The 20,618-nt window shown below is 36.0% G+C and carries 16 protein-coding genes and 5 tRNA genes; 1 reads left to right on the forward strand and 20 read right to left on the reverse strand.

The genetic code is table 11. The features are described 5' to 3' along the window. Positions 1–11: 11 nt before the first annotated feature. Complete coding sequence (locus tag HM987_RS13185) at positions 12–1,058, reverse strand: sugar kinase (RefSeq protein ID WP_179008532.1); 1,047 nt, start codon at positions 1,056–1,058, stop codon at positions 12–14. A 146-nt stretch (positions 1,059–1,204) separates the two neighbouring features. Between HM987_RS13185 and HM987_RS13190 the strand changes: the two genes are divergently transcribed. Beyond that, a complete protein-coding gene (locus HM987_RS13190) occupies positions 1,205–2,224 on the forward strand; it encodes a LacI family DNA-binding transcriptional regulator (RefSeq protein ID WP_179008533.1) in 1,020 nt (339 codons plus the stop codon). A gap of 131 nt (positions 2,225–2,355) precedes the next feature. Here the strand turns inward: HM987_RS13190 and HM987_RS13195 are convergent, their stop codons facing one another. The 19 genes from HM987_RS13195 to HM987_RS13285 form a co-directional block, all read right to left on the reverse strand. Continuing rightward, positions 2,356–2,673 (reverse strand): DUF3467 domain-containing protein, encoded by a 318-nt coding sequence (locus HM987_RS13195; RefSeq protein ID WP_178989331.1) that lies wholly within the window; start codon positions 2,671–2,673, stop codon positions 2,356–2,358. Between the two features lie 182 nt (positions 2,674–2,855). After that, entirely contained in the window at positions 2,856–7,157 is a 4,302-nt protein-coding gene (gene rpoC, locus HM987_RS13200; protein ID WP_179008534.1) for a DNA-directed RNA polymerase subunit beta', read from the reverse strand. A gap of 81 nt (positions 7,158–7,238) precedes the next feature. After that, a complete protein-coding gene (gene rpoB, locus HM987_RS13205; RefSeq protein ID WP_179008535.1) occupies positions 7,239–11,051 on the reverse strand; it encodes a DNA-directed RNA polymerase subunit beta in 3,813 nt (1,270 codons plus the stop codon). A gap of 130 nt (positions 11,052–11,181) precedes the next feature. Next, entirely contained in the window at positions 11,182–11,556 is a 375-nt protein-coding gene (rplL, locus tag HM987_RS13210) for a 50S ribosomal protein L7/L12 (protein WP_178989334.1), read from the reverse strand. Between the two features lie 60 nt (positions 11,557–11,616). After that, entirely contained in the window at positions 11,617–12,138 is a 522-nt protein-coding gene (gene rplJ / locus HM987_RS13215; RefSeq protein WP_179008536.1) for a 50S ribosomal protein L10, read from the reverse strand. Positions 12,139–12,157: 19 nt separating this feature from the next. After that, the gene (rplA, locus tag HM987_RS13220; RefSeq protein WP_178989336.1) at positions 12,158–12,847 is read right to left on the reverse strand and encodes a 50S ribosomal protein L1; all 690 of its coding nucleotides are present in this window, start codon (positions 12,845–12,847) and stop codon (positions 12,158–12,160) included. A gap of 11 nt (positions 12,848–12,858) precedes the next feature. Next, positions 12,859–13,299 carry a 50S ribosomal protein L11 gene (rplK, locus tag HM987_RS13225; RefSeq protein WP_178989337.1) on the reverse strand — a complete coding sequence of 147 codons (441 nt, stop codon included), beginning with the start codon at positions 13,297–13,299 and terminating at the stop codon, positions 12,859–12,861. Between the two features lie 66 nt (positions 13,300–13,365). After that, positions 13,366–13,911, reverse strand: a complete 546-nt coding sequence (gene nusG, locus HM987_RS13230) for a transcription termination/antitermination protein NusG (RefSeq protein ID WP_178989338.1) — start codon at positions 13,909–13,911, stop codon at positions 13,366–13,368. An 18-nt stretch (positions 13,912–13,929) separates the two neighbouring features. Continuing rightward, complete coding sequence (secE, locus tag HM987_RS13235) at positions 13,930–14,124, reverse strand: preprotein translocase subunit SecE (RefSeq protein WP_178989339.1); 195 nt, start codon at positions 14,122–14,124, stop codon at positions 13,930–13,932. A gap of 46 nt (positions 14,125–14,170) precedes the next feature. Beyond that, a tRNA-Trp gene (locus HM987_RS13240) sits at positions 14,171–14,243 on the reverse strand. A gap of 171 nt (positions 14,244–14,414) precedes the next feature. Further along, positions 14,415–15,602: an elongation factor Tu gene (tuf, locus tag HM987_RS13245; protein WP_179008537.1), complete on the reverse strand. Its 1,188-nt coding sequence runs from the start codon at positions 15,600–15,602 to the stop codon at positions 14,415–14,417. A 70-nt stretch (positions 15,603–15,672) separates the two neighbouring features. Then, positions 15,673–15,744 (reverse strand) — tRNA-Thr (locus HM987_RS13250). 125 nt (positions 15,745–15,869) lie between these two features. Further along, a tRNA-Gly gene (locus HM987_RS13255) sits at positions 15,870–15,942 on the reverse strand. A gap of 328 nt (positions 15,943–16,270) precedes the next feature. Further along, positions 16,271–16,352, reverse strand: a tRNA-Tyr gene (locus HM987_RS13260). Positions 16,353–16,562: 210 nt separating this feature from the next. Beyond that, positions 16,563–16,636, reverse strand: a tRNA-Thr gene (locus tag HM987_RS13265). Between the two features lie 114 nt (positions 16,637–16,750). Further along, positions 16,751–17,053, reverse strand: a complete 303-nt coding sequence (locus HM987_RS13270) for an HPF/RaiA family ribosome-associated protein (RefSeq protein WP_178989341.1) — start codon at positions 17,051–17,053, stop codon at positions 16,751–16,753. Between the two features lie 200 nt (positions 17,054–17,253). Beyond that, positions 17,254–18,144, reverse strand: a complete 891-nt coding sequence (locus HM987_RS13275) for a tyrosine-type recombinase/integrase (protein ID WP_179008538.1) — start codon at positions 18,142–18,144, stop codon at positions 17,254–17,256. A gap of 190 nt (positions 18,145–18,334) precedes the next feature. Beyond that, positions 18,335–19,501 carry an acyl-CoA dehydrogenase family protein gene (locus tag HM987_RS13280; protein WP_179008539.1) on the reverse strand — a complete coding sequence of 389 codons (1,167 nt, stop codon included), beginning with the start codon at positions 19,499–19,501 and terminating at the stop codon, positions 18,335–18,337. A gap of 177 nt (positions 19,502–19,678) precedes the next feature. Beyond that, positions 19,679–20,566 (reverse strand): ComEA family DNA-binding protein, encoded by an 888-nt coding sequence (locus HM987_RS13285; RefSeq protein WP_179008540.1) that lies wholly within the window; start codon positions 20,564–20,566, stop codon positions 19,679–19,681. Positions 20,567–20,618 lie beyond the last annotated feature (52 nt).

The raw sequence follows: 20,618 nt of genomic DNA on the forward strand, positions 1-20,618 counted from the left end.
AGGGTCTTAAATTATCGTGCTACACGTCCAGAGGCATCTCCACCCATTAGCTTTTCAACTTCAGAAACCGTTACTAAGTTAGCATCACCTTTAATGGTATGCTTTAAACATGACGCAGCGACTGCAAAATCCAAGGCATTTTGGTCATCTTCAGGATATTTTAATAAGCCATAGATTAATCCACCCATAAATGAATCTCCACCACCTACTCTATCTACAATATCAGTGATTTGATACTGGCGTGTTTCATACATTTTTTTACCGTCGTATAAAACGCCAGCCCATGTATTGTGTGATGCTGAGATTGAACCTCTCAAGGTTGTAATTACCTTTTTAGCTCTTGGAAATTTCTCCATCATTTGCTTACAAACTGACAAAAACGCTTCCGCTTTTACATCGTGTCCGTGCTTGTGTACATCTAAACCTTCAGGATGAATTCCAAAGTGTTTTTCAGCATCTTCTTCATTTCCTAAAACAACATCACAATATGATGTTAATTCAGTCATTATTTTTTCTCTGTGTTTATCATCACAGAATGTCCAAAGCTTAGCTCTATAGTTTAAATCCGTAGAAATAGTTACGCCCATATCACTAGCCATTTTTACGGCTTCGAGGCAAGCATCTGCTGCACCTTGTGAAATTGCAGGTGTAATACCTGTCCAGTGAAACCAAGCCACATCTTTAAATACAGCTTTCCAGTCGATCATTCCTGGTTCAATTTCCGAAATAGCGGAGTGTGCTCTATCATATACCACTTTAGATCCTCTGCTGACTGCTCCAGTTTCTAAGAAGTAAATTCCAAGACGGTCTCCACCGTAAATAATTTTATCTACTCCTACACCTCTTTTTCGCATCTCCATCATAGCACATTCACCAATATCATTTTTTGGTAAACGAGTTACAAAATCTACAGGAACGCCATAGTTTGCTAATGATACGGCTACGTTAGATTCTCCTCCACCATATATGGCGTCAAAATTATTAGCTTGTGAAAATCTTAAAAATCCTTGAGGTGCTAATCTTAGCATAATTTCTCCAAAAGTGACTACTTTTTTCATTCTTTATATTCGTTTAATTAGTTATAAATTGTTATTTGGTTAATCGATTAAGCAACTTTTTTAAAAATAAATCAAAACAAATTCGCTTTGATTCTTATCGCTAAAGGATTATATTTGCTTAATCGATTAAGCAAATATAAAAAAACTTGGCGAATAAAAAAAGAACAACTTTAAAAGACATCGGAAATGTATTAAATATTTCTCCTGCGGCGGTTTCCAAAGCCATGAACGACGACTCTCGTATCAGCGATAAAACAAAGAAAGCCGTTAAACGTGTTGCCAAAGAATTAAACTATCAACCCAACCATTTAGCAAGTGCCCTAAGAAAAGGAATAAGTAATTTAGTTGGTGTTATTGTACCTAGAACCAATAGTAATTTCTTTTCTTCCGTTTTAGAAAATATGGAAGCTGTCCTCAACAAAGCCGGTTACAACATCATTATCACACAATCCAACGAATCGTTTGAAAAGGAATGTCAAAACATAGATACTTTATTATATACACAAGTCGATGGCATAATAGCTTCCATGGCAAACGAAACGGTAGACTTATCCCATTATGAAAAAATAAAGAAAAATGGTATTCCTTTAATTCTTTTCGATCGCGGTGAAAATGATCTCAACGTCGATTATGTAGGTATCGATGATTATGACAGTAGCCATATAATTGTAAAACATTTAGTCGAAAAAGGTTGTAAACGTATAGCCCATATTGGTGGCTATAGACGAACACGAATTTTTAATAATAGAATAAGAGGTTACGTTGACGCCTTAAAGAAAAACAACTTACCTATTGATGATAGTCTTATTATTGAAAGCGCATTAACACTTGAGGATGGCAGACGCGAAATGGAAGCTCTTCTTGAATCGACAAACAGACCCGATGCCGTTTATGTGGCCAGCGATTATGCCGCTCTAGGTGCATTACAGGTTTTAAATGAACGCCAAATAAATGTCCCGAATGAAATCAGATTAGTCGGATTTGGAAATGAGCCTTTTACGTCTTTAGTGAGTCCTTCTATTACAAGTGTCGCTCAACACAGTGAAGATATTGGTCGCTTAGCAGCAGAGGCTTTTCTTCGACATGCTTCTAAAGACGAGATCAAACAGAGCTTAAATAAAATAATCCTAGACGCTGAACTGATTGTTAGGGATTCTTCGCAATAATATTTTATAGGAGGCTATATCAAACTCTACTAAAAACCAGTATTATTTGAAAAAAAATCCCAGATTAAATATTTAATCTGGGATTTCAAAATTTATAGAGTAAATGAAATACTGACTTATAAATTATTCCTTTAAGCCTGACCTGTAGGTCCAAAATTTAATGGAATGGGTGGTTGTTCGTAATCTTTAATCTCTCCATGTGCCTTTTCAAAACGAACCACATTATCACCTAATGCTTTCAATAAACGTTTGGCATGTTGAGGGGTTAAGATAATACGTGACTTTACCTTACTTTTCGGCGTACCTGGCATTATACTTACAAAGTCAACCACAAACTCTGAAACCGAATGGTTAATAATTGCCAAGTTGGAGTACGTGCCTTCCGCAACTTTTTCGTCTAATTCTATGTTTATTTGTCCTTTTTTCGGATTCTTTTTTTCTTCTGCCATTTTAAAAACTGTTTATGCTTCCTTATATTCCGATAGCTATCGGAAGGAAATCTAATTAATAATCTTGATATACCTATTAGGATAACAACCCTATAGGAAATTGAAATAAAAAAGCCTTCATACAAATTAATGCGTGAAGGCTTATTTTTTATAGATTCCTGCCTTCGCAGGAATGACAAATTCTAATTGAAGTTCATCTCTTCTTTAGCCTTCATCATTTCATTAAATTCTTGTTTAGAACCTACAATGATGTTTTCGTATTCTCTAACACCTGTTCCTGCTGGTATTCTATGACCAACAATTACATTTTCTTTAAGTCCTTCAAGAGAATCGACCTTACCATTTACAGCTGCTTCGTTTAGAACCTTGGTAGTTTCTTGGAACGATGCTGCAGATATAAACGACTTAGTTTGTAACGATGCTCTCGTGATACCTTGTAATATTGGAGTTGCAGTCGCAGGACTCGCATCTCTTGCAGTTACAAGATTCTTATCTTCTCTTCGTAAGCTAGAGTTTTCATCTCTTAGATCTCTAACGGTTACAATTTGACCAGACTTCATATTATCTGAATCACCAGCATCTTCCACCACTTTCATTCCGAAAATCTTATCATTCTCTTCAATGAAATCAGATTTATGAACTAATTGGTTTTCTAAGAAAATGGTATCACCAGAATCAATGATTCTAACTTTACGCATCATCTGTCTTACAACAACTTCAAAGTGCTTATCATTAATCTTTACACCCTGTAAACGATATACTTCTTGTACTTCGTTTACTAAGTATTGTTGAACTGCTGATGGGCCTTTGATATTAAGAATATCGTTTGGTGTTATAGAACCATCCGATAGAGGCATACCTGCTTTAACGTAATCATTTTCCTGTACAAGAATTTGATTAGATAATTTGACCAAGTATTTTTTAACCTCACCTAATTTGGATTCGATTATAATCTCACGGTTACCACGTTTAATTTTACCAAATGAAACCACACCATCAATCGCACTTACAACAGCAGGATTAGAAGGGTTACGTGCTTCAAATAATTCCGTTACACGAGGAAGACCACCAGTAATATCACCTGCTTTAGCAGATTTACGAGGTATCTTAACTAAAATCTTACCGATTTCAATTTTATCGCCATCATCGATCATTATGTGCGCACCAACTGGTAAGTTGTAAGAACGGATTGTTTCGCCTTTCTTATCTTCAATAAGTAATGTTGGAATCAATTTCTTGTTTCTTGATTCTGAAATTACTTTCTCTTGGAAACCAGTTTGTTCATCAATTTCTACTTGGTAAGTAACACCTTGTTCAATGTTTTCATACTTCACTTTACCAGCGAATTCTGAAATAATAACACCATTATATGGATCCCATGAACATATAACGTCACCTTTCTTAACTTTATCTCCTGGTTTCACATAAATAAATGAACCATAAGGAATATTGTTAGTACTTAAGACGATACCTGTTTTTGTATCTATTAACTTTAACTCTGACGTTCTTGAAATAACGACATCAACTTCTTTTCCTTCGTTATCTTTAGATTTTACAGTTTTAAGATCTTCAATTTCTGCAATACCATCAAACTTCACCGTTAATTTATTCTCTTCCGAAATGTTACTTGCAATACCACCAACGTGGAATGTACGTAATGTTAACTGAGTTCCCGGTTCACCAATGGATTGTGCCGCAACTACACCAACAGCTTCACCACGTTGTACCATCTTACCTGTAGCTAAGTTACGACCGTAACATTTCACACAGATACCTTTTTTGGCTTCACATGATAAAGGCGAACGCACCTCAATAGAATCTAGTGGTGAATCACCAATTTTCTTAGCGATAATATCATTAATATGACCACCAGCTTCTACCAATAACTCTTCAGTTAATGGATTGTAAACATCATTAAGTGATGTTCTACCAACGATTCTACCTTCTAAGCTCTCAACAATTTCTTCATTTTTCTTAAGTGCAGAAACTTCGATTCCTCTTAGTGTACCACAATCTTCTTCATATACAATGACATCTTGCGAAACATCTACCAAACGACGTGTTAAGTAACCAGCATCAGCCGTTTTAAGAGCTGTATCTGCAAGTCCTTTACGTGCACCATGCGTAGAGATAAAGTATTCTAAAATTGACAATCCTTCCTTAAAGTTAGAAAGAATTGGATTCTCAATAATTTCTCCACCTGCTGCTGTAGATTTCTTAGGCTTGGCCATTAATCCACGCATACCTGTTAACTGACGAATCTGCTCTTTAGAACCCCTTGCACCGGAATCAAGCATCATAAACACCGAGTTAAATCCTTGTTGATCCTCACGAATACGCTTCATTGACAATTCTGTCAGTTCTGCATTTGTTGATGTCCAGATATCAATAACTTGGTTATAACGTTCGTTGTTGGTTATAAGTCCCATATTATAGTTACCCATAATACCATCAACTTCTTTGTTCGCTGCATCAATCATTCCTTGCTTTTCAGAAGGAATAATAATATCACCTAAACTAAAGGATAGTCCACCTTGAAATGCAAACTTGTAGCCTTGAGTCTTAATCTCATCAAGGAAATCTGCCGTTTCTGGTACACTTGTCTTTTTAAGGACACCATGAATGATTTCCCTTAAAGACTTTTTAGTTAATACCTCATTGATATAACCTGCTGCTGCTGGTACTTTTTCGTTGAATAGTACACGACCTACAGTAGTTTCTATAATTTGTTTTGTTAATTCACCTTCTTCATTGAAATCGTAAGTTCTTACTTTGATTCCAGCGTTTAAGTCCACTTTCTTCTCATTGTAAGCAATAGTAACTTCTTCAGGAGAGTAGAACGTTAAACCTTCACCTTTAACGGTATAATTTTCATCCGTTTTACGCAACTTAGTCATATAATATAAACCAAGTACCATATCCTGAGAAGGTACAGTAACTGGAGACCCGTTAGCCGGATTCAATATATTATGTGACGCCAACATTAATAATTGACATTCTAAAATCGCTTCTGGTCCTAATGGTAAATGCACAGCCATCTGATCACCATCGAAATCGGCGTTAAAAGCCGTACATACTAATGGGTGTAACTGAATCGCCTTACCTTCAATAAGCTTAGGTTGGAAAGCTTGAATACCAAGTCTGTGTAAGGTAGGAGCACGATTTAAAAGTACTGGATGTCCTTTTAAAACATTTTCTAAGATATCCCAAACTACAGGCTCTTTTCTATCTATAATTTTCTTTGCAGATTTAACCGTTTTTACAATACCTCTTTCAATCAGCTTTCTGATGATAAATGGTTTGTAAAGCTCTGCTGCCATTCCTTTTGGCAATCCACATTCAAATAATTTTAATTCTGGTCCAACAACAATTACAGAACGTGCAGAATAATCAACACGCTTACCTAATAAGTTTTGACGGAAACGTCCTTGCTTACCTTTAAGTGAATCTGATAATGATTTTAATGGTCTGTTAGAATCTGTTTTTACAGCAGATGACTTTCGTGTGTTATCAAATAATGAATCTACTGATTCTTGTAACATACGTTTTTCATTACGTAAAATCACTTCTGGTGCTTTTATCTCTACCAATCGCTTCAAACGATTGTTACGGATAATTACACGACGATACAAATCATTTAAATCTGAAGTTGCAAAACGACCACCATCTAAAGGCACTAAAGGTCTTAATTCTGGTGGAATTACAGGAACAGCCTTCATGATCATCCACTCTGGTCTGTTCTCTCTGTTTAAATTTGAATCTCTAAACGCCTCTACAACTTGTAAACGCTTTAACGCCTCAGTTTTACGTTGCTTAGAGGTTTCGTTATTAGCTTTATGTCTTAAATCATAAGACAATTGATCTAAATCAATTCTTGCTAATAAATCGATAAGACACTCAGCACCCATCTTAGCGATGAATTTGTTAGGGTCTGTATCATCTAAATATTGATTCTCTTGAGGAATAGATTCTAAAATGTTTAGGTACTCTTCTTCCGTTAAGAAATCCATTTTTTGTACTGGTTCGCCTTCAGCATTCATGGCAATACCGGGTTGAATAACCACGTAACGCTCATAATAGATAATCATATCTAATTTCTTAGATGGTAATCCAAGAAGGTAACCTATTTTATTTGGTAACGAACGGAAATACCAGATATGCGCTACGGGCACAACTAAATTGATGTGACCTACACGATCTCTACGTACTTTCTTTTCTGTTACTTCTACACCACAACGGTCACAAACAATACCCTTGTAACGTATTCTTTTATATTTACCACAAGCACATTCAAAATCCTTTACTGGACCAAAAATACGCTCACAGAACAAACCATCTCTTTCTGGTTTGTGAGTTCGATAATTAATAGTTTCTGGCTTTAATACCTCTCCACGAGATTCTGCTAAAACAGACTCTGGAGAAGCTAAACCAATAGAAATTTTATTAAATTTCTGTACTGTATTCTTATCTTGTCTTCTTGCCATTTCTTTATAGTATTCAGTCGCAGTCGCAGTTTTCAGTTAGCAAATTGTGCCGACTGTAAACTGAGACTGTCAACTATAAAATTATTCTTCTAATCTAATATCTAATCCTAAACCTTTTAATTCGTGCATAAGTACATTAAAAGATTCTGGTAATCCTGGTTCTGGCATTGGCTCTCCCTTAACGATTGCTTCGTAAGTTTTTGCTCTACCAATCACGTCATCTGATTTTACAGTTAAGATCTCACGTAGTGTACTTGATGCGCCATAGGCTTCAAGTGCCCAAACTTCCATCTCTCCAAAACGCTGTCCACCAAATTGTGCTTTACCACCTAATGGTTGTTGCGTAATTAATGAGTATGGTCCTATGGAACGTGCGTGCATTTTATCGTCAATCATGTGACCCAGTTTAATCATGTAGATGACACCAACTGTTGCTGGTTGATCGAAACGATCACCTGTTCCACCATCATATAGATAGGTATGACCGAATCTTGGAATACCAGCTTCATCTGTATATTCATTAATCTGGTCTAAAGTTGCACCATCAAAAATTGGAGTTGCATACTTTCTTCCTAAATCTTTACCAGCCCAACCTAAAACAGTTTCATAGATTTGACCAATATTCATACGAGACGGTACACCAAGTGGATTCAATACAATATCAACCGGAGTTCCATCTTCTAAGAAAGGCATATCTTCTTGACGAACGATACGAGCCACAATACCTTTGTTACCGTGACGACCTGCCATTTTATCACCTACTTTAAGCTTACGTTTCTTAGCGATATAAACCTTAGCTAATTTAATAATACCAGCTGGTAATTCATCACCTACAGAGATGGTAAACTTCTCACGTCTTAAAGACCCTTGAAGATCATTTTCCTTAATCTTATAGTTATGGATTAAATCTGCAACAAGTTCATTGGTATGATCGTCAGTTGTCCATTTTCCTGATGTTAAATGCGTATAATCATCCACAGCATTTAACATTTTTAAGGTATATTTTTTACCTTTTGGAATAATTTCCTCTCCTAAATCATTATAAATTCCTTGAGCTGTTTTTCCGTTAACGATGTTGAATAATTTTTCTACAACGATACTTTTAAGATCATCGAATCTGTTATCGTAAGCATCTTCCAGCTTTTCAATATCTTCTTTGTCTTGTGCTCTCTTACGTTTATCTTTTACTGCTCTCGCAAATAATTTCTTATCGATAACAACACCATTTAAAGATGGAGATGCTTTTAAAGACGCATCCTTAACATCACCTGCTTTATCACCAAAGATGGCACGAAGCAACTTTTCTTCTGGCGTAGGATCTGATTCCCCTTTCGGCGTAATCTTACCAATTAAGATATCACCTGGTTTGATTTCCGCACCAATGCGAATCATTCCATTTTCATCTAAATCCTTAGTTGCTTCTTCAGAAACGTTAGGAATATCGTTAGTTAATTCTTCGTTACCTAATTTGGTGTCTCTAACTTCCAATGAATATTCATCGATATGAATAGATGTAAATACATCTTCCCTTACTACTTTTTCAGAAATTACAATCGCATCCTCAAAGTTATACCCTTTCCAAGGCATAAAGGCTACTTTCATATTTCTACCAAGTGCTAATTCACCATTTTCGGTTGCATAACCTTCACAAAGGACTTGACCTTTTACAACCTTATCACCTTTTACGACAATAGGCTTTAAGTTAATCGAAGTTCCTTGGTTTGTTTTTCTGAATTTAACTAAAGGATATGTTTTTGTGTCACTATCAAAACTAACCATTGCAGCTTCCTCTGTACGTTCGTACTTAATAGTGATTTTTTCAGCATCTACATATTCAACAGTACCAGCGCCTTCAGCATTAATCAACACTCTAGAATCTGATGCGACTTGACGCTCTAAACCAGTTCCAACGATTGGTGCTTCTGGACGTAATAAAGGAACGGCCTGCCGCATCATGTTAGATCCCATCAATGCACGGTTGGCATCATCATGTTCCAAGAATGGGATTAATGACGCTGAAATCGATGCAATTTGGTTAGGCGCAACATCGGTATAGTTAACGTTTGAAGGATCAATAACAGGGAAATCACCTTCTTGACGAGAGATAATCTTATCTGCTAATATTTTTCCTTTGTCATCAACCTTAATTGTTGCTTGCGCAATTAGCATATCTTCCTCCTCTTCGGCACTTAGATATGTTGGTGCATTTTTAATATCTACAACACCGTTATCCACTTTACGGTAAGGCGTCTCAATGAAGCCCATTGCATTTACTTTGGCAAATACAGATAAAGAAGAAATCAAACCAATGTTTGGTCCTTCTGGTGTTTCAATAGGACATAAACGTCCGTAGTGTGTATAGTGAACATCACGTACTTCGAAACCTGCTCTTTCTCTAGATAAACCACCTGGTCCTAATGCTGAAAGACGACGCTTGTGCGTAATCTCTGCTAAAGGATTCGTTTGATCCATAAATTGAGATAGCTGATTCGTTCCAAAGAAAGAATTAATAACAGACGATAGAGTCTTAGCATTAATTAAATCTATTGGTGTAAACACTTCGTTATCACGAACGTTCATACGCTCACGAATAGTACGAGCCATACGTGCTAAACCAACACCAAACTGAGAAGATAACTGCTCACCTACTGTACGCACACGACGGTTAGATAAGTGATCGATATCATCAATCTCTGCTTTAGAGTTGATAAGCTCAATTAAATATTTAATAATCGTTATGATATCTTCTTTGGTAAGCACTTGCTTATCCATTCCAATATCTAACTGTAATTTCTTGTTCATTCTGTAACGACCTACTTCACCTAAAGAGTAACGTTGGTCAGAGAAGAATAATTTGTCAATTATACCACGAGCGGTTTCCTCATCTGGCGGCTCAGCATTACGTAATTGACGGTAGATGTGCTCAACAGCTTCTTTTTCAGAGTTTGTTGGATCTTTCTGTAAGGTATTATGAATAATTGCGTAATCGCCTTGTTGCGCACTTTCTTTATGTAAAAGAATCGTTTTAACTTCAGCTTCAAGAATTTCTTCAATATTATCTTTATCGATTTCAGTATCACGATCCAATACAATTTCGTTACGTTCAATAGATACTACTTCACCAGTATCTTCATCAACGAAATCCTCGTGCCATGTATTCAATACACGAGCAGCTAACTTACGACCGATAACTTTCTTTAATCCAGATTTTGAAACCTTAACTTCTTCAGCAAGGTCAAAAATCTCTAAAATATCTTTATCACGCTCAAAACCGATGGCTCTAAACAAAGTAGTAACAGGTAACTTTTTCTTTCTATCAATGTAAGCATACATTACACTGTTAATGTCTGTAGCAAATTCTATCCAAGATCCTTTGAAAGGAATAACTCTTGCAGAATATAATTTAGTTCCATTGGCATGGAAAGACTGGCTAAAGAAAACACCAGGCGATCTGTGTAACTGAGAAACCACTACACGTTCTGCACCATTGATACAAAATGTACCACTCGGTGTCATGTAAGGAATAGTACCTAAATATACATCCTGAACGATTGTTTCGAAATCCTCATGTTCTGGATCTGTACAATACAACTTCAATCTTGCTTTTAAAGGCACACTGTAAGTTAACCCTCTTTCAATACATTCTTCTATAGAATATCTTGGAGGATCAATAAAGTAATCTAAAAATTCTAGTACGAATTGATTACGCGTGTCTGTTATCGGGAAGTTCTCCATGAAGGTGTTGTACAAACCTTCAGTACCTCTTTCTTCTGACTTTGTTTCTAATTGGAAAAAATCCTGGAAGGATTTAATTTGGATATCCAAAAAGTCTGGGTAATCTGTTCTATTTACAATAGAAGAGAAATTAATTCTTTCAGCCTTTTTTGCTAACATTGATGAACGAGATTTTAATAAATAAAAACTAAATAATGTATATAACGCTTATATACACAAAATGGTTTAGGTCTTATCCCGCAAATAATGCGGGATAAAACTAAACCTTAAATTGTTGGAATGAGTAAGCTTACTTAAGCTCTACCTCTGCTCCAGCTTCTTCTAACTGAGCTTTCAATGCTTCAGCTTCGTCTTTTGCTACACCTTCCTTAATTGGGCTTGGTGCATCATCAACTAAACCTTTAGCATCTTTTAAACCTAAACCAGTTAATTCCTTAACTAATTTTACTACAGCTAGTTTAGAACCACCTGCAGCAGTTAAGATAACATCGAATTCAGTTTGCTCCTCAGCAGCTTCTCCACCACCAGCAGCAGGACCAGCCATAGCTACAGCAGCAGCTGCAGGCTCAATACCGTACTCATCTTTTAATATAGTTGCTAATTCGTTAACTTCTTTTACTGTAAGGTTAACTAATTGTTCCGCGAAATCTTTTAAATCTGCCATTTTTCTAATGTTTAATAATGTGTGTTATAATTTAATTTTCTATTGTGTGTGCTTATTCTATTATCCTTCTCTTTCGGATAATGTTTTAACGATACCTGCGATGGTTCCACCACTAGATTTAAGCGCAGAGATAACGTTTTTAGCTGGAGACTGTAACAATGCTACAATGTCGCCAATAAGTTCTTCTCTCGACTTAATATCTACTAATGCATCTAGTAAATCGTCGCCAATGTAAATAGACTCCTCAATGAAAGCTCCTTTTAATAAAGGCTTTTCAGATTTCTTGCGGAATTCTTTAATTACTTTGGCTGGTGCGTTTCCTGTTTCAGAATACATTACTGATGTATTACCTTTTAAAGTCGTTGGTAAGTCACCGAATTCTTTGTCCGATGCAGCCATTGCTTTCTCTAAAAGTGTATTCTTAACCACGGCTAACTTAATGTTAGACTTGAAACACGCTCTTCTTAAATTTGAAGTCGCTACTGCATCTAATCCAGAAATATCTGTTAAATAGATATTTGTATTATCTGCTAATTGAGCAGTCAACTCTTCAATTACTTGGGATTTTTCTTCTCTTGTCATAATATTCTAAGTTTAACTACTATCCTATTTTTGTGTCAATTGCTATACTTGGACTCATGGTGCTGGACATATAAATGCTCTTTACATAAACCCCTTTTGAAGCAGTTGGCTTTAACTTCATGATTGTAGATAATAATTCTTTTGCATTGCCCACAATCTTATCTTCACTAAATGAAGCTTTACCTATTGGCGCATGTACAATTCCTGTTTTATCTACTTTAAAATCTATCTTACCAGCTTTTACTTCTGCAACTGCTTTAGCTACGTCCATAGTTACTGTTCCTGTCTTAGGGTTTGGCATAAGACCTCTTGGTCCTAATACTCTACCTAACGGTCCTAACTTACCCATGATGCTTGGCATAGTAACGATAACGTCAACGTCCGTCCAACCATCTTTAATTTTCTGTAAGTATTCATCTAACCCTACATAATCAGCGCCAGCTTCTTTAGCTTCTTCTTCTTTATCTGGAGTTACAAGTGCAAGAACCTTCATATCTTTACCTGTACCGTGTGGTAACGAAACTACACCACGAACCATTTGATTGGCTTTACGTGGATCTACACCTAATCTGATTGCTAAATCGATAGAAGCATCAAACTTTGTATATGTAATCTCTTTTAGTAATGCTGAAGCTTCTTCTAAAGAGTAAATTTTATTATTATCTACCTTTGCTTGTGCCTCTTTTTTCTTCTTTGTTAATCTTGCCATTTCTAAAAAATTTAGTTTGGAGCTTCTCCTCCTTTAACAGTGATACCCATCGATCTTGCTGTACCGGCAACCATTTTCATAGCTGATCCGATTTCAAAGGCATTTAAATCTACCATTTTGTCTTGAGCAATCGCTTTAACTTGATCCCAAGTTACTTTTGCTACTTTACGTCGGTTTGGTTCTCCTGATCCTTTCTTTACTTTGGCCGCTTCTAATAATTGTACTGCTGCTGGTGGAGTTTTGATTACAAAGTCAAATGATTTGTCTTTGAAAACCGAAATTACCACAGGTAATACTTTACCTGGTCTATCTTGTGTTCTCGCATTAAACTGCTTACAGAACTCCATGATATTTACTCCAGCGGCACCTAAAGCGGGTCCTACCGGTGGCGATGGATTCGCAGCACCTCCCCGAACTTGTAGCTTAACTACTTTGTCTATTTCTTTTGCCATTTCTTAATGTTTATTACGATTATCTATAATGGAAGCATAGATAAATCGCTCTTTATGTAACAATTATTATACTTTTTCTACTTGCATATAACTTAACTCCAATGGTGTTTTTCTTCCGAAAATCTTAACCATTACCTCAAGCTTACGCTTTTCTTCATTAATTTTTTCGATGGTGCCATCAAAACCATTGAATGGTCCGTCGATAACTTTTACAGTTTCCCCTTTTGTAAATGGAATCGCTACGTTAGCATCAGCTTCAACAGACAATTCATCTACTTTTCCTAACATTCTGTTTACTTCAGATTGTCTTAAAGGTACAGGGTCACCACCTTTTGTTTCACCTAAGAAACCAATAACATTTGTAATTGATTTAATAATGTGAGGGATCTCACCACTTAAATTCGCTTGAACCATAATGTAACCCGGAAAATAAACTTTCTCTTTGTTTATTTTCTTTCCGTTACGAATTTGGATTACTTTTTCTGTTGGCACTAAGACTTGATCAACAAAATCTTCTAAACCTAATCTTGAAATCTCATTCTCAATATAGCTTTTGATTTTATTCTCTTGACCGCTTACCGCTCTAACAACATACCATTTTTTATCAGACATCTTCTTCTTGTATAATTGTTAGTGAATCATTTCAAAATAAGCCTTAACCGCTCTACTAAAAACAGTATCAACTCCCCAAATGGCCAATGAAAATATAATTGAAAACACAGCAACAATAACTGTTAACTTTTGAGCTTCTGGCCAAGGTGTCCAAGACACGTTATTCTTTAACTCTTCAAACGATTCCTTTATATATGTGATTAATCCTGCCATTTGATTCTTTATTATTAAAGCTTAAATGAAGCTTATTTTTATTTAGCACGGGTTGAGAGACTCGAACTCACGACACCTGGTTTTGGAGACCAGTGCTCTACCAACTGAGCTAAACCCGTAGAAAAGCTATAATTTCTTAATTAAAACTATGGCTTTAAATATTATAATTTACTAGTTTTTATAGCGCTCAGTTCTGAGCCCTGCCTACTGCAGGCAGGTAAACCCGTAAACAATAATCAAGGCGTCCCGAAATATCGAGACACCTTAATTATTTATTTAACTATTTTGATTTAGTCTAAAATCTCAGTAACCTGACCAGCACCAACTGTTCTACCACCTTCACGGATAGCGAAACGTAAACCTACGTTCATTGCAATTGGTTGTATCAACTCAACTGTAATTGTTAAGTTATCTCCAGGCATTACCATCTCTACTCCATCAGGTAATTGGATATTTCCAGTTACGTCAGTTGTACGTACGTAGAACTGAGGACGGTAGTTATTATGAAATGGAGTATGACGTCCACCTTCTTCTTTTTTCAGAACGTAAACCTCAGCTTTAAACTTAGCGTGTGGTGTAACAGAACCTGGCTTAGTAATTACCATACCTCTAGAGATTTGAGACTTCTCAATACCTCTTAATAAGATACCAGCGTTATCACCAGCTTCACCTCTATCTAATATTTGACGGAACATCTCGATACCAGTAATAGTAGATGTTAATTTCTCAGCACCCATACCGATAATCTCAACTGGATCACCTGTGTTAGCTACACCAGTTTCAATACGACCAGTTGCAACAGTTCCACGACCTGTAATTGAGAATACATCTTCAATAGGCATTAAGAAAGGCTTATCCATATCACGAACAGGCTCTTCAATCCAAGCATCAACTTCCTTCATCAATTCCATTACAGTATCAACCCACTTTTGTTCACCGTTAAGTGCACCTAAAGCAGAACCTGCTACTACAGGACCATTGTCACCATCATATTCGTAGAATGATAACAAATCTCTGATTTCCATTTCAACCAATTCTAGTAATTCTTCGTCATCAACCATATCCACTTTATTCATGAATACAACCATACGAGGAATACCTACCTGACGACCAAGTAAGATATGCTCACGAGTTTGTGGCATAGGACCATCTGTTGCAGCAACAACCAAGATAGCACCATCCATTTGAGCAGCACCTGTAACCATGTTCTTTACGTAATCCGCGTGACCTGGACAGTCAACGTGAGCATAATGACGATTTGCAGTTGCATATTCTACGTGAGAAGTATTAATTGTTATACCTCTTTCTTTTTCTTCTGGTGCATTATCAATTTGATCAAATGATCTTGCTTCAGATAAACCTGCATCAGCTAATACTTTAGTAATAGCAGCAGTTAAAGTTGTTTTACCGTGATCTACGTGTCCAATAGTACCAATATTTAAGTGTGGTTTTGAACGATCGAAAGTTGCCTTTGCCATGTTTAATTTATTTTAATCTTATTTAATAATTAGTGTTCAATTGTTATTTTTTTTCTGATCTCAGAAAAAGAGCCAATGACGAGATTTGAACTCGTGACCTCTTCCTTACCAAGGAAACGCTCTACCCCTGAGCTACACCGGCGTAAAGTGTTTAAGTCCTCATCGCGAAGAATGAGATTCCTGCCTTCGCAGGAATTTTAGAGCGAGAGACCGGGTTTACTTCAACAACGCTCAGCATAAACTTCTCTCACGTTCTTCGCTCTTTTGAGCGAGAGACCGGGTTCGAACCGGCGACATTCAGCTTGGAAGGCTGACGCTCTACCAACTGAGCTACTCTCGCATTTTATCAAAATTTTTACATTTTGAAAGGTTTCAATATTTCAAATTTTCATGTTTTAATTGGATTACTCTATCGAGCTAAATCCTCTATCCAATAAAAATTTCAGTTTAAAAGCATTTCAGCTTTTATCCAAATTTTATTCTTAAGAAGGATTACATCGCTCTGCTCAGTGATCCTGGATTGGTGACCCAATCCAAAGAATTTTTTAACGCAGTTTTACAAAAGCGAGCTTTTGACAACTTCTTATAAAAAATTCTTTGTGGGGAGAGCAGTCCCGAAGCGTCAGGAGAACCTGCGAAGATCCTCTTTCAGCAATAAGCTCAATTTGTGGGGAGAGCAGGATTCGAACCTGCGAAGGTGAAACCAACAGATTTACAGTCTGTCCTCGTTGGCCGCTTGAGTATCTCCCCAAATAGTTTTTAAAATTCTAAAATTCCAAAAACAATAATTTCAATTAACGCTCTCAAGTTTATAAATCTGAGACCCTTCTTTAGAAGGAATTTAGAGTCGATGGAGGGACTTACTTCGGCTATGCTCAGCATAGACTTCTCACCCCATTTAATTTTAAAAGCCTTAATTCAGACCTTAAAATTATTACCTCCTCAATATTTCAATTTAAGAGCCGATGGAGGGACTCGAACCCACGACCTGCTGATTACAAATCAGCTGCTCTAGCCAGCTGAGCTACATCGGCTTTTTCTTACTCTTTTACTGTCGAAAATCGGCTTAAAAAAAGTCCGCTATTTCTAACGGACTGCAAATGTAATGTTTTATTTATTTAATCAAAACATTTTTTTAAAAATTTTATTTAACTATGTGCTCTTAATTTTTCTTTTCGCTTTTTAATCTGTCTTCCCAAAGAGGCAATAGCCGCATCAGCACCTTCTTCAAATGTTTTACATTGCTTCTTTACAACAAAACTATCTCCTGGCACATTTAATTTAACTTCAAATATTTTATTTTCCTTATCACTTGTTTTCTGAACTTTTAAATATACATCGGATTGAATTATTTTATCATAAAACATATCCAATTTATCCATACGCTTCTGAATAAAATTTATCAACTTACTATCTGCTGTAAAATTTACGGATTGAGTGTTTACTTTCATGTGATTATATTTAATGGTTTATAATTGGTCTTATGCAACCTTCACAATGACATTTCCTAATTATTGAAATGTTATGTTATGAATGTTTCATATACTATTAGTTTAAGTTAGACATGTGTGTTAATTTTTTTCAACACAGACTTATAAATATTAAACCAACGCTTTCGGACTTCGTATTGATATTACTATAGCGAAGTGAGCTAGGGTTGGTTTCTTGGATGTGCTTTAGCGTGTACCTTTTTTAACTCGGTTATACTGTTATGTGTATACACTTGGGTTGCCGCTAAACTTGTATGTCCAAGAAGTTCTTTTACTGTATTCAAATCCGCACCTTGGTTTAACAAGTGCGTTGCAAACGAATGCCTTAATACATGAGGGCTGCATTTTGCCTTCGTAGATGCTTGACTAAAATACTTATTTATTATTCTGTAAACAAGCTTTTCGTAAACTTTAAGACCTTTTTTTGTTAAAAATAATATCTCCCTGTCTTCAATTATAGGTAAATTCTTTCGATAATTTAAATAGCAGTTTAGGGACTTGGATAACGAATCTATTAAGGGAATATATCTTTCCTTATTTCTTTTACCTAATACCTTTATTTGGTTATTTCCTTTATCTATATCTACTAGCCTCAAATTTACGAGTTCAATACGTCTAATTCCTGTGGCATAAAACAATTCAATAATGAAATGATTTCTAGCACTTTCAAAATCATTGACTTCGATAGCGTCTTCCAAAACGGTTTTCAATTCTTGTTCCGAAAAAGGCAGTTGCACCTTTTTACCTACTTTTAATGCCTTGTGTTGTTTTAAGGGATTAACCCGAACATCTTCGGTTTTGAGTAAAAATTTATAGTAGGTGTTTAATGAAGAAACTTTTCTATTTATAGTTCGATTGGAAATATCGCTATCTACCAATTCTACAATCCATTGTCTGATTTCAGAATAGCCAACTTCTCCTAAATCTTGAGAATCGTGATTTAGATTTAGAAAGTTTTGAAAATTTTCGATATCACGAGTGTAAGCTAAAACAGTATGTTTGGAATACGTCTTCTCCAATAATAAATACTCTGAAAAGGCTTTAAGACTCATTCGATTTGTTTGGTGGACCACAATCCGAAACATGTATTAGAAAATTTATTCCAGCTAGAAACTTCATAACAATGTTCCAATACATAATTCGGACTTAAATATAACTATAAGCTAGGATTAATATTGAATTTTGAACAAAAAAAAATCCCACTCAATGGCAGGATTTTGGATAACTATATTTTAAAATAAACTATGTAGCCGGCTTGTAATCCTTTTCATCAATTACCATTTTAGCAATGATTTCCTTGAGGATTTCAGAAGTACCACCACCAATTGGCCCTAATCGACTATCTCTTGACATACGCGCCAATGGATATTCTTCCATATAACCATAACCTCCTAAAAACTGAAGACATTGGTAAATAACATCATCTGCCATTTTTGTAGATTGTAGTTTAGACATGGTCGCTTCTTTCACAACATAATCTCCCATATCCAATCGTTTTGCTACATAATAATTGAATTGCTTACAAATTTCCATTTGTGTTTCGCAATCCGCATAAGTATGCCTTAAGGCTTGAAATTTATCGATGGTTCTTCCGAAAGCTGTTCTTTCAGACATATATTGTTTGGCATATTCTAAAGCATATTCCGCTCTTGCATGGGCATTCACGCCCATGATCAACCTTTCTAAAGAAAAATGTTGCATGATGTACGGAAAACCTTGACCTTCTTCTCCCATTAAGTTTGAAGCCGGAATGACCACATTGTCAAAAGCAATTTCTCCAGTATCCGAAGCTCTCCAACCTAACTTGTCTAATTTTGTGGCTGAAATACCTGGTGTATCCCTGTCCATTATAAAAATACTAATGCCCTTGTTTCCTAATTCAGGACTGGTCTTAGCCGCAACCACCAAATAATCACTATAAACACCATTGGTTATAAAGGTTTTAGAACCATTGATTACGTAAGTATCCCCTTTTTTTACGGCCGTTGTTCGCATACCTGCCACGTCACTTCCTCCAAATGGCTCCGTAATACAAAGACAGCCTATGGCATCACCTAAAGCACTTGGTGTTAAATATTTTTCTTTTTGCTCATGATTACCTTCCTTGTTCAGATGCGTCATTGCTAAATAAGCATGTGCCCACATTGCCGCCGCAAAGCCACCAGAATTGATGCGTTGCATTTCTTCAAGAAAAATTACAGTATAGAACAAATCCAAATCCAGCCCACCATAAGCTTCGGGTGTTGCTAACCCAAAATAACCCATATCTCCAAATTTTTTCCAGATGAAACGTTCTATATGACCTGTTTCTTCCCATTTATCAATATGTGGCACGACTTCTTTTTTTAAGAATTCCCTAAGGCTTTCCCTGAATAAATTGTGTTCTTCCGTAAAATATAAGTTAGACATAAATTGTTGTTTGTTAATAGAACTCATCTCGACTATTACTTTTCCCTGCAAAATTATCATTTTGCACTCTACTTTCGCTGATTTTTATAAACGTAGCGATGCTATGTTGAGAAAAACCACCTTCATTACAGCACAAAAGCGAAACTTTTCGGTTGAAAACTAATAGTCAAGATAAGTTCATAAATGCAAATATAACTTAATTATCTCGAATTTCTTGATGGGAAAATCTTCAACTTTTGTTAATTCTTCCAAGGATTTAAAGCCATCCCTTAGCGTTCGTTCTTCAATTATGTTATTCGCAACGTCATAACCGATGTATTGAATAGTGACCAATTCATCTCTAGTAGCCGTATTGAGATTGAACCTGGTAATTGCTCTTGGTGTCTTAACAGTAAAGTCGTTTTGAATGCGCTCGATAACTTCTGGCGACAACCCATAAACCTCGCTCAGTTGGATATCTGAGATAAATCCACCTTTATATTTATTTCGGTATGTGATGATACGTTCCGACAATTTTTCGCCTACACCATAGACTTTTCTCAGTTGACTTGCCGTGGCTTTATTTAAATCTATTTTCTGCTGATAGGTTTTAGGCTTTCTAGAGTTTGAATAGGAATTACTGTAACCTTGAGATTTTGGTTTCGGATTCGTGACCCAATCTGGAAATTTGAAATAAGGCGAAATTGTAGCTAAAAATGAATCCGTGACTTTGGTTACCTTCTGAAAATCCTTGGCAGAATTCACCCATTGGTTAGTTGCCCTAAATTTATGAAGTCTATCAATTTCTTCATTGGTCATTCCTAAAGTGTACCCTTTATAATCGGTAATATAATTTGGATTGAATGGATAGATTTTAGGTTTCTTATTTTCTATTTCAACCAAACGCAATGAGTCCAATTGGTTCCTAAAGGTTTCTACTTCATCTTTATTTTCGGGAAAATCTTCTTTTGCACTGGCGAAGATTTTTGGAGCAAACCAATATACGCATTGTAGCAGCACAACTATTGCCAACAATAAAAAAATCCCATTCCGTTGTTTGTTAGAAAACTGGAAATAGGATTTCATATATTTGATATTTATTTTTTAGAGTCGAGACCGCTGCGCTTATAGAATCAAC

Source organism: Winogradskyella forsetii, assembly GCF_013394595.1.
GTDB classification, from domain to species: domain Bacteria; phylum Bacteroidota; class Bacteroidia; order Flavobacteriales; family Flavobacteriaceae; genus Winogradskyella; species Winogradskyella forsetii.

Coding starts and splice junctions, on each gene's coding strand:
- rplL (WP_178989334.1), bottom strand. CDS start 11,556: ATGGCAGATTTAAAAGATTTCGCGGAACAATTAGTTAACCTTACAGTA.
- HM987_RS13185 (WP_179008532.1), bottom strand. CDS start 1,058: ATGAAAAAAGTAGTCACTTTTGGAGAAATTATGCTAAGATTAGCACCT.
- HM987_RS13280 (WP_179008539.1), bottom strand. CDS start 19,501: ATGTCTAACTTATATTTTACGGAAGAACACAATTTATTCAGGGAAAGC.
- rplK (WP_178989337.1), bottom strand. CDS start 13,299: ATGGCAAAAGAAATAGACAAAGTAGTTAAGCTACAAGTTCGGGGAGGT.
- secE (WP_178989339.1), bottom strand. CDS start 14,124: ATGGCAGGATTAATCACATATATAAAGGAATCGTTTGAAGAGTTAAAG.
- tuf (WP_179008537.1), bottom strand. CDS start 15,602: ATGGCAAAGGCAACTTTCGATCGTTCAAAACCACACTTAAATATTGGT.
- rplJ (WP_179008536.1), bottom strand. CDS start 12,138: ATGACAAGAGAAGAAAAATCCCAAGTAATTGAAGAGTTGACTGCTCAA.
- HM987_RS13285 (WP_179008540.1), bottom strand. CDS start 20,566: ATGAAATCCTATTTCCAGTTTTCTAACAAACAACGGAATGGGATTTTT.
- HM987_RS13270 (WP_178989341.1), bottom strand. CDS start 17,053: ATGAAAGTAAACACTCAATCCGTAAATTTTACAGCAGATAGTAAGTTG.
- HM987_RS13275 (WP_179008538.1), bottom strand. CDS start 18,144: ATGAGTCTTAAAGCCTTTTCAGAGTATTTATTATTGGAGAAGACGTAT.
- rplA (WP_178989336.1), bottom strand. CDS start 12,847: ATGGCAAGATTAACAAAGAAGAAAAAAGAGGCACAAGCAAAGGTAGAT.
- rpoB (WP_179008535.1), bottom strand. CDS start 11,051: ATGTTAGCAAAAAAGGCTGAAAGAATTAATTTCTCTTCTATTGTAAAT.
- HM987_RS13195 (WP_178989331.1), bottom strand. CDS start 2,673: ATGGCAGAAGAAAAAAAGAATCCGAAAAAAGGACAAATAAACATAGAA.
- rpoC (WP_179008534.1), bottom strand. CDS start 7,157: ATGGCAAGAAGACAAGATAAGAATACAGTACAGAAATTTAATAAAATT.
- nusG (WP_178989338.1), bottom strand. CDS start 13,911: ATGTCTGATAAAAAATGGTATGTTGTTAGAGCGGTAAGCGGTCAAGAG.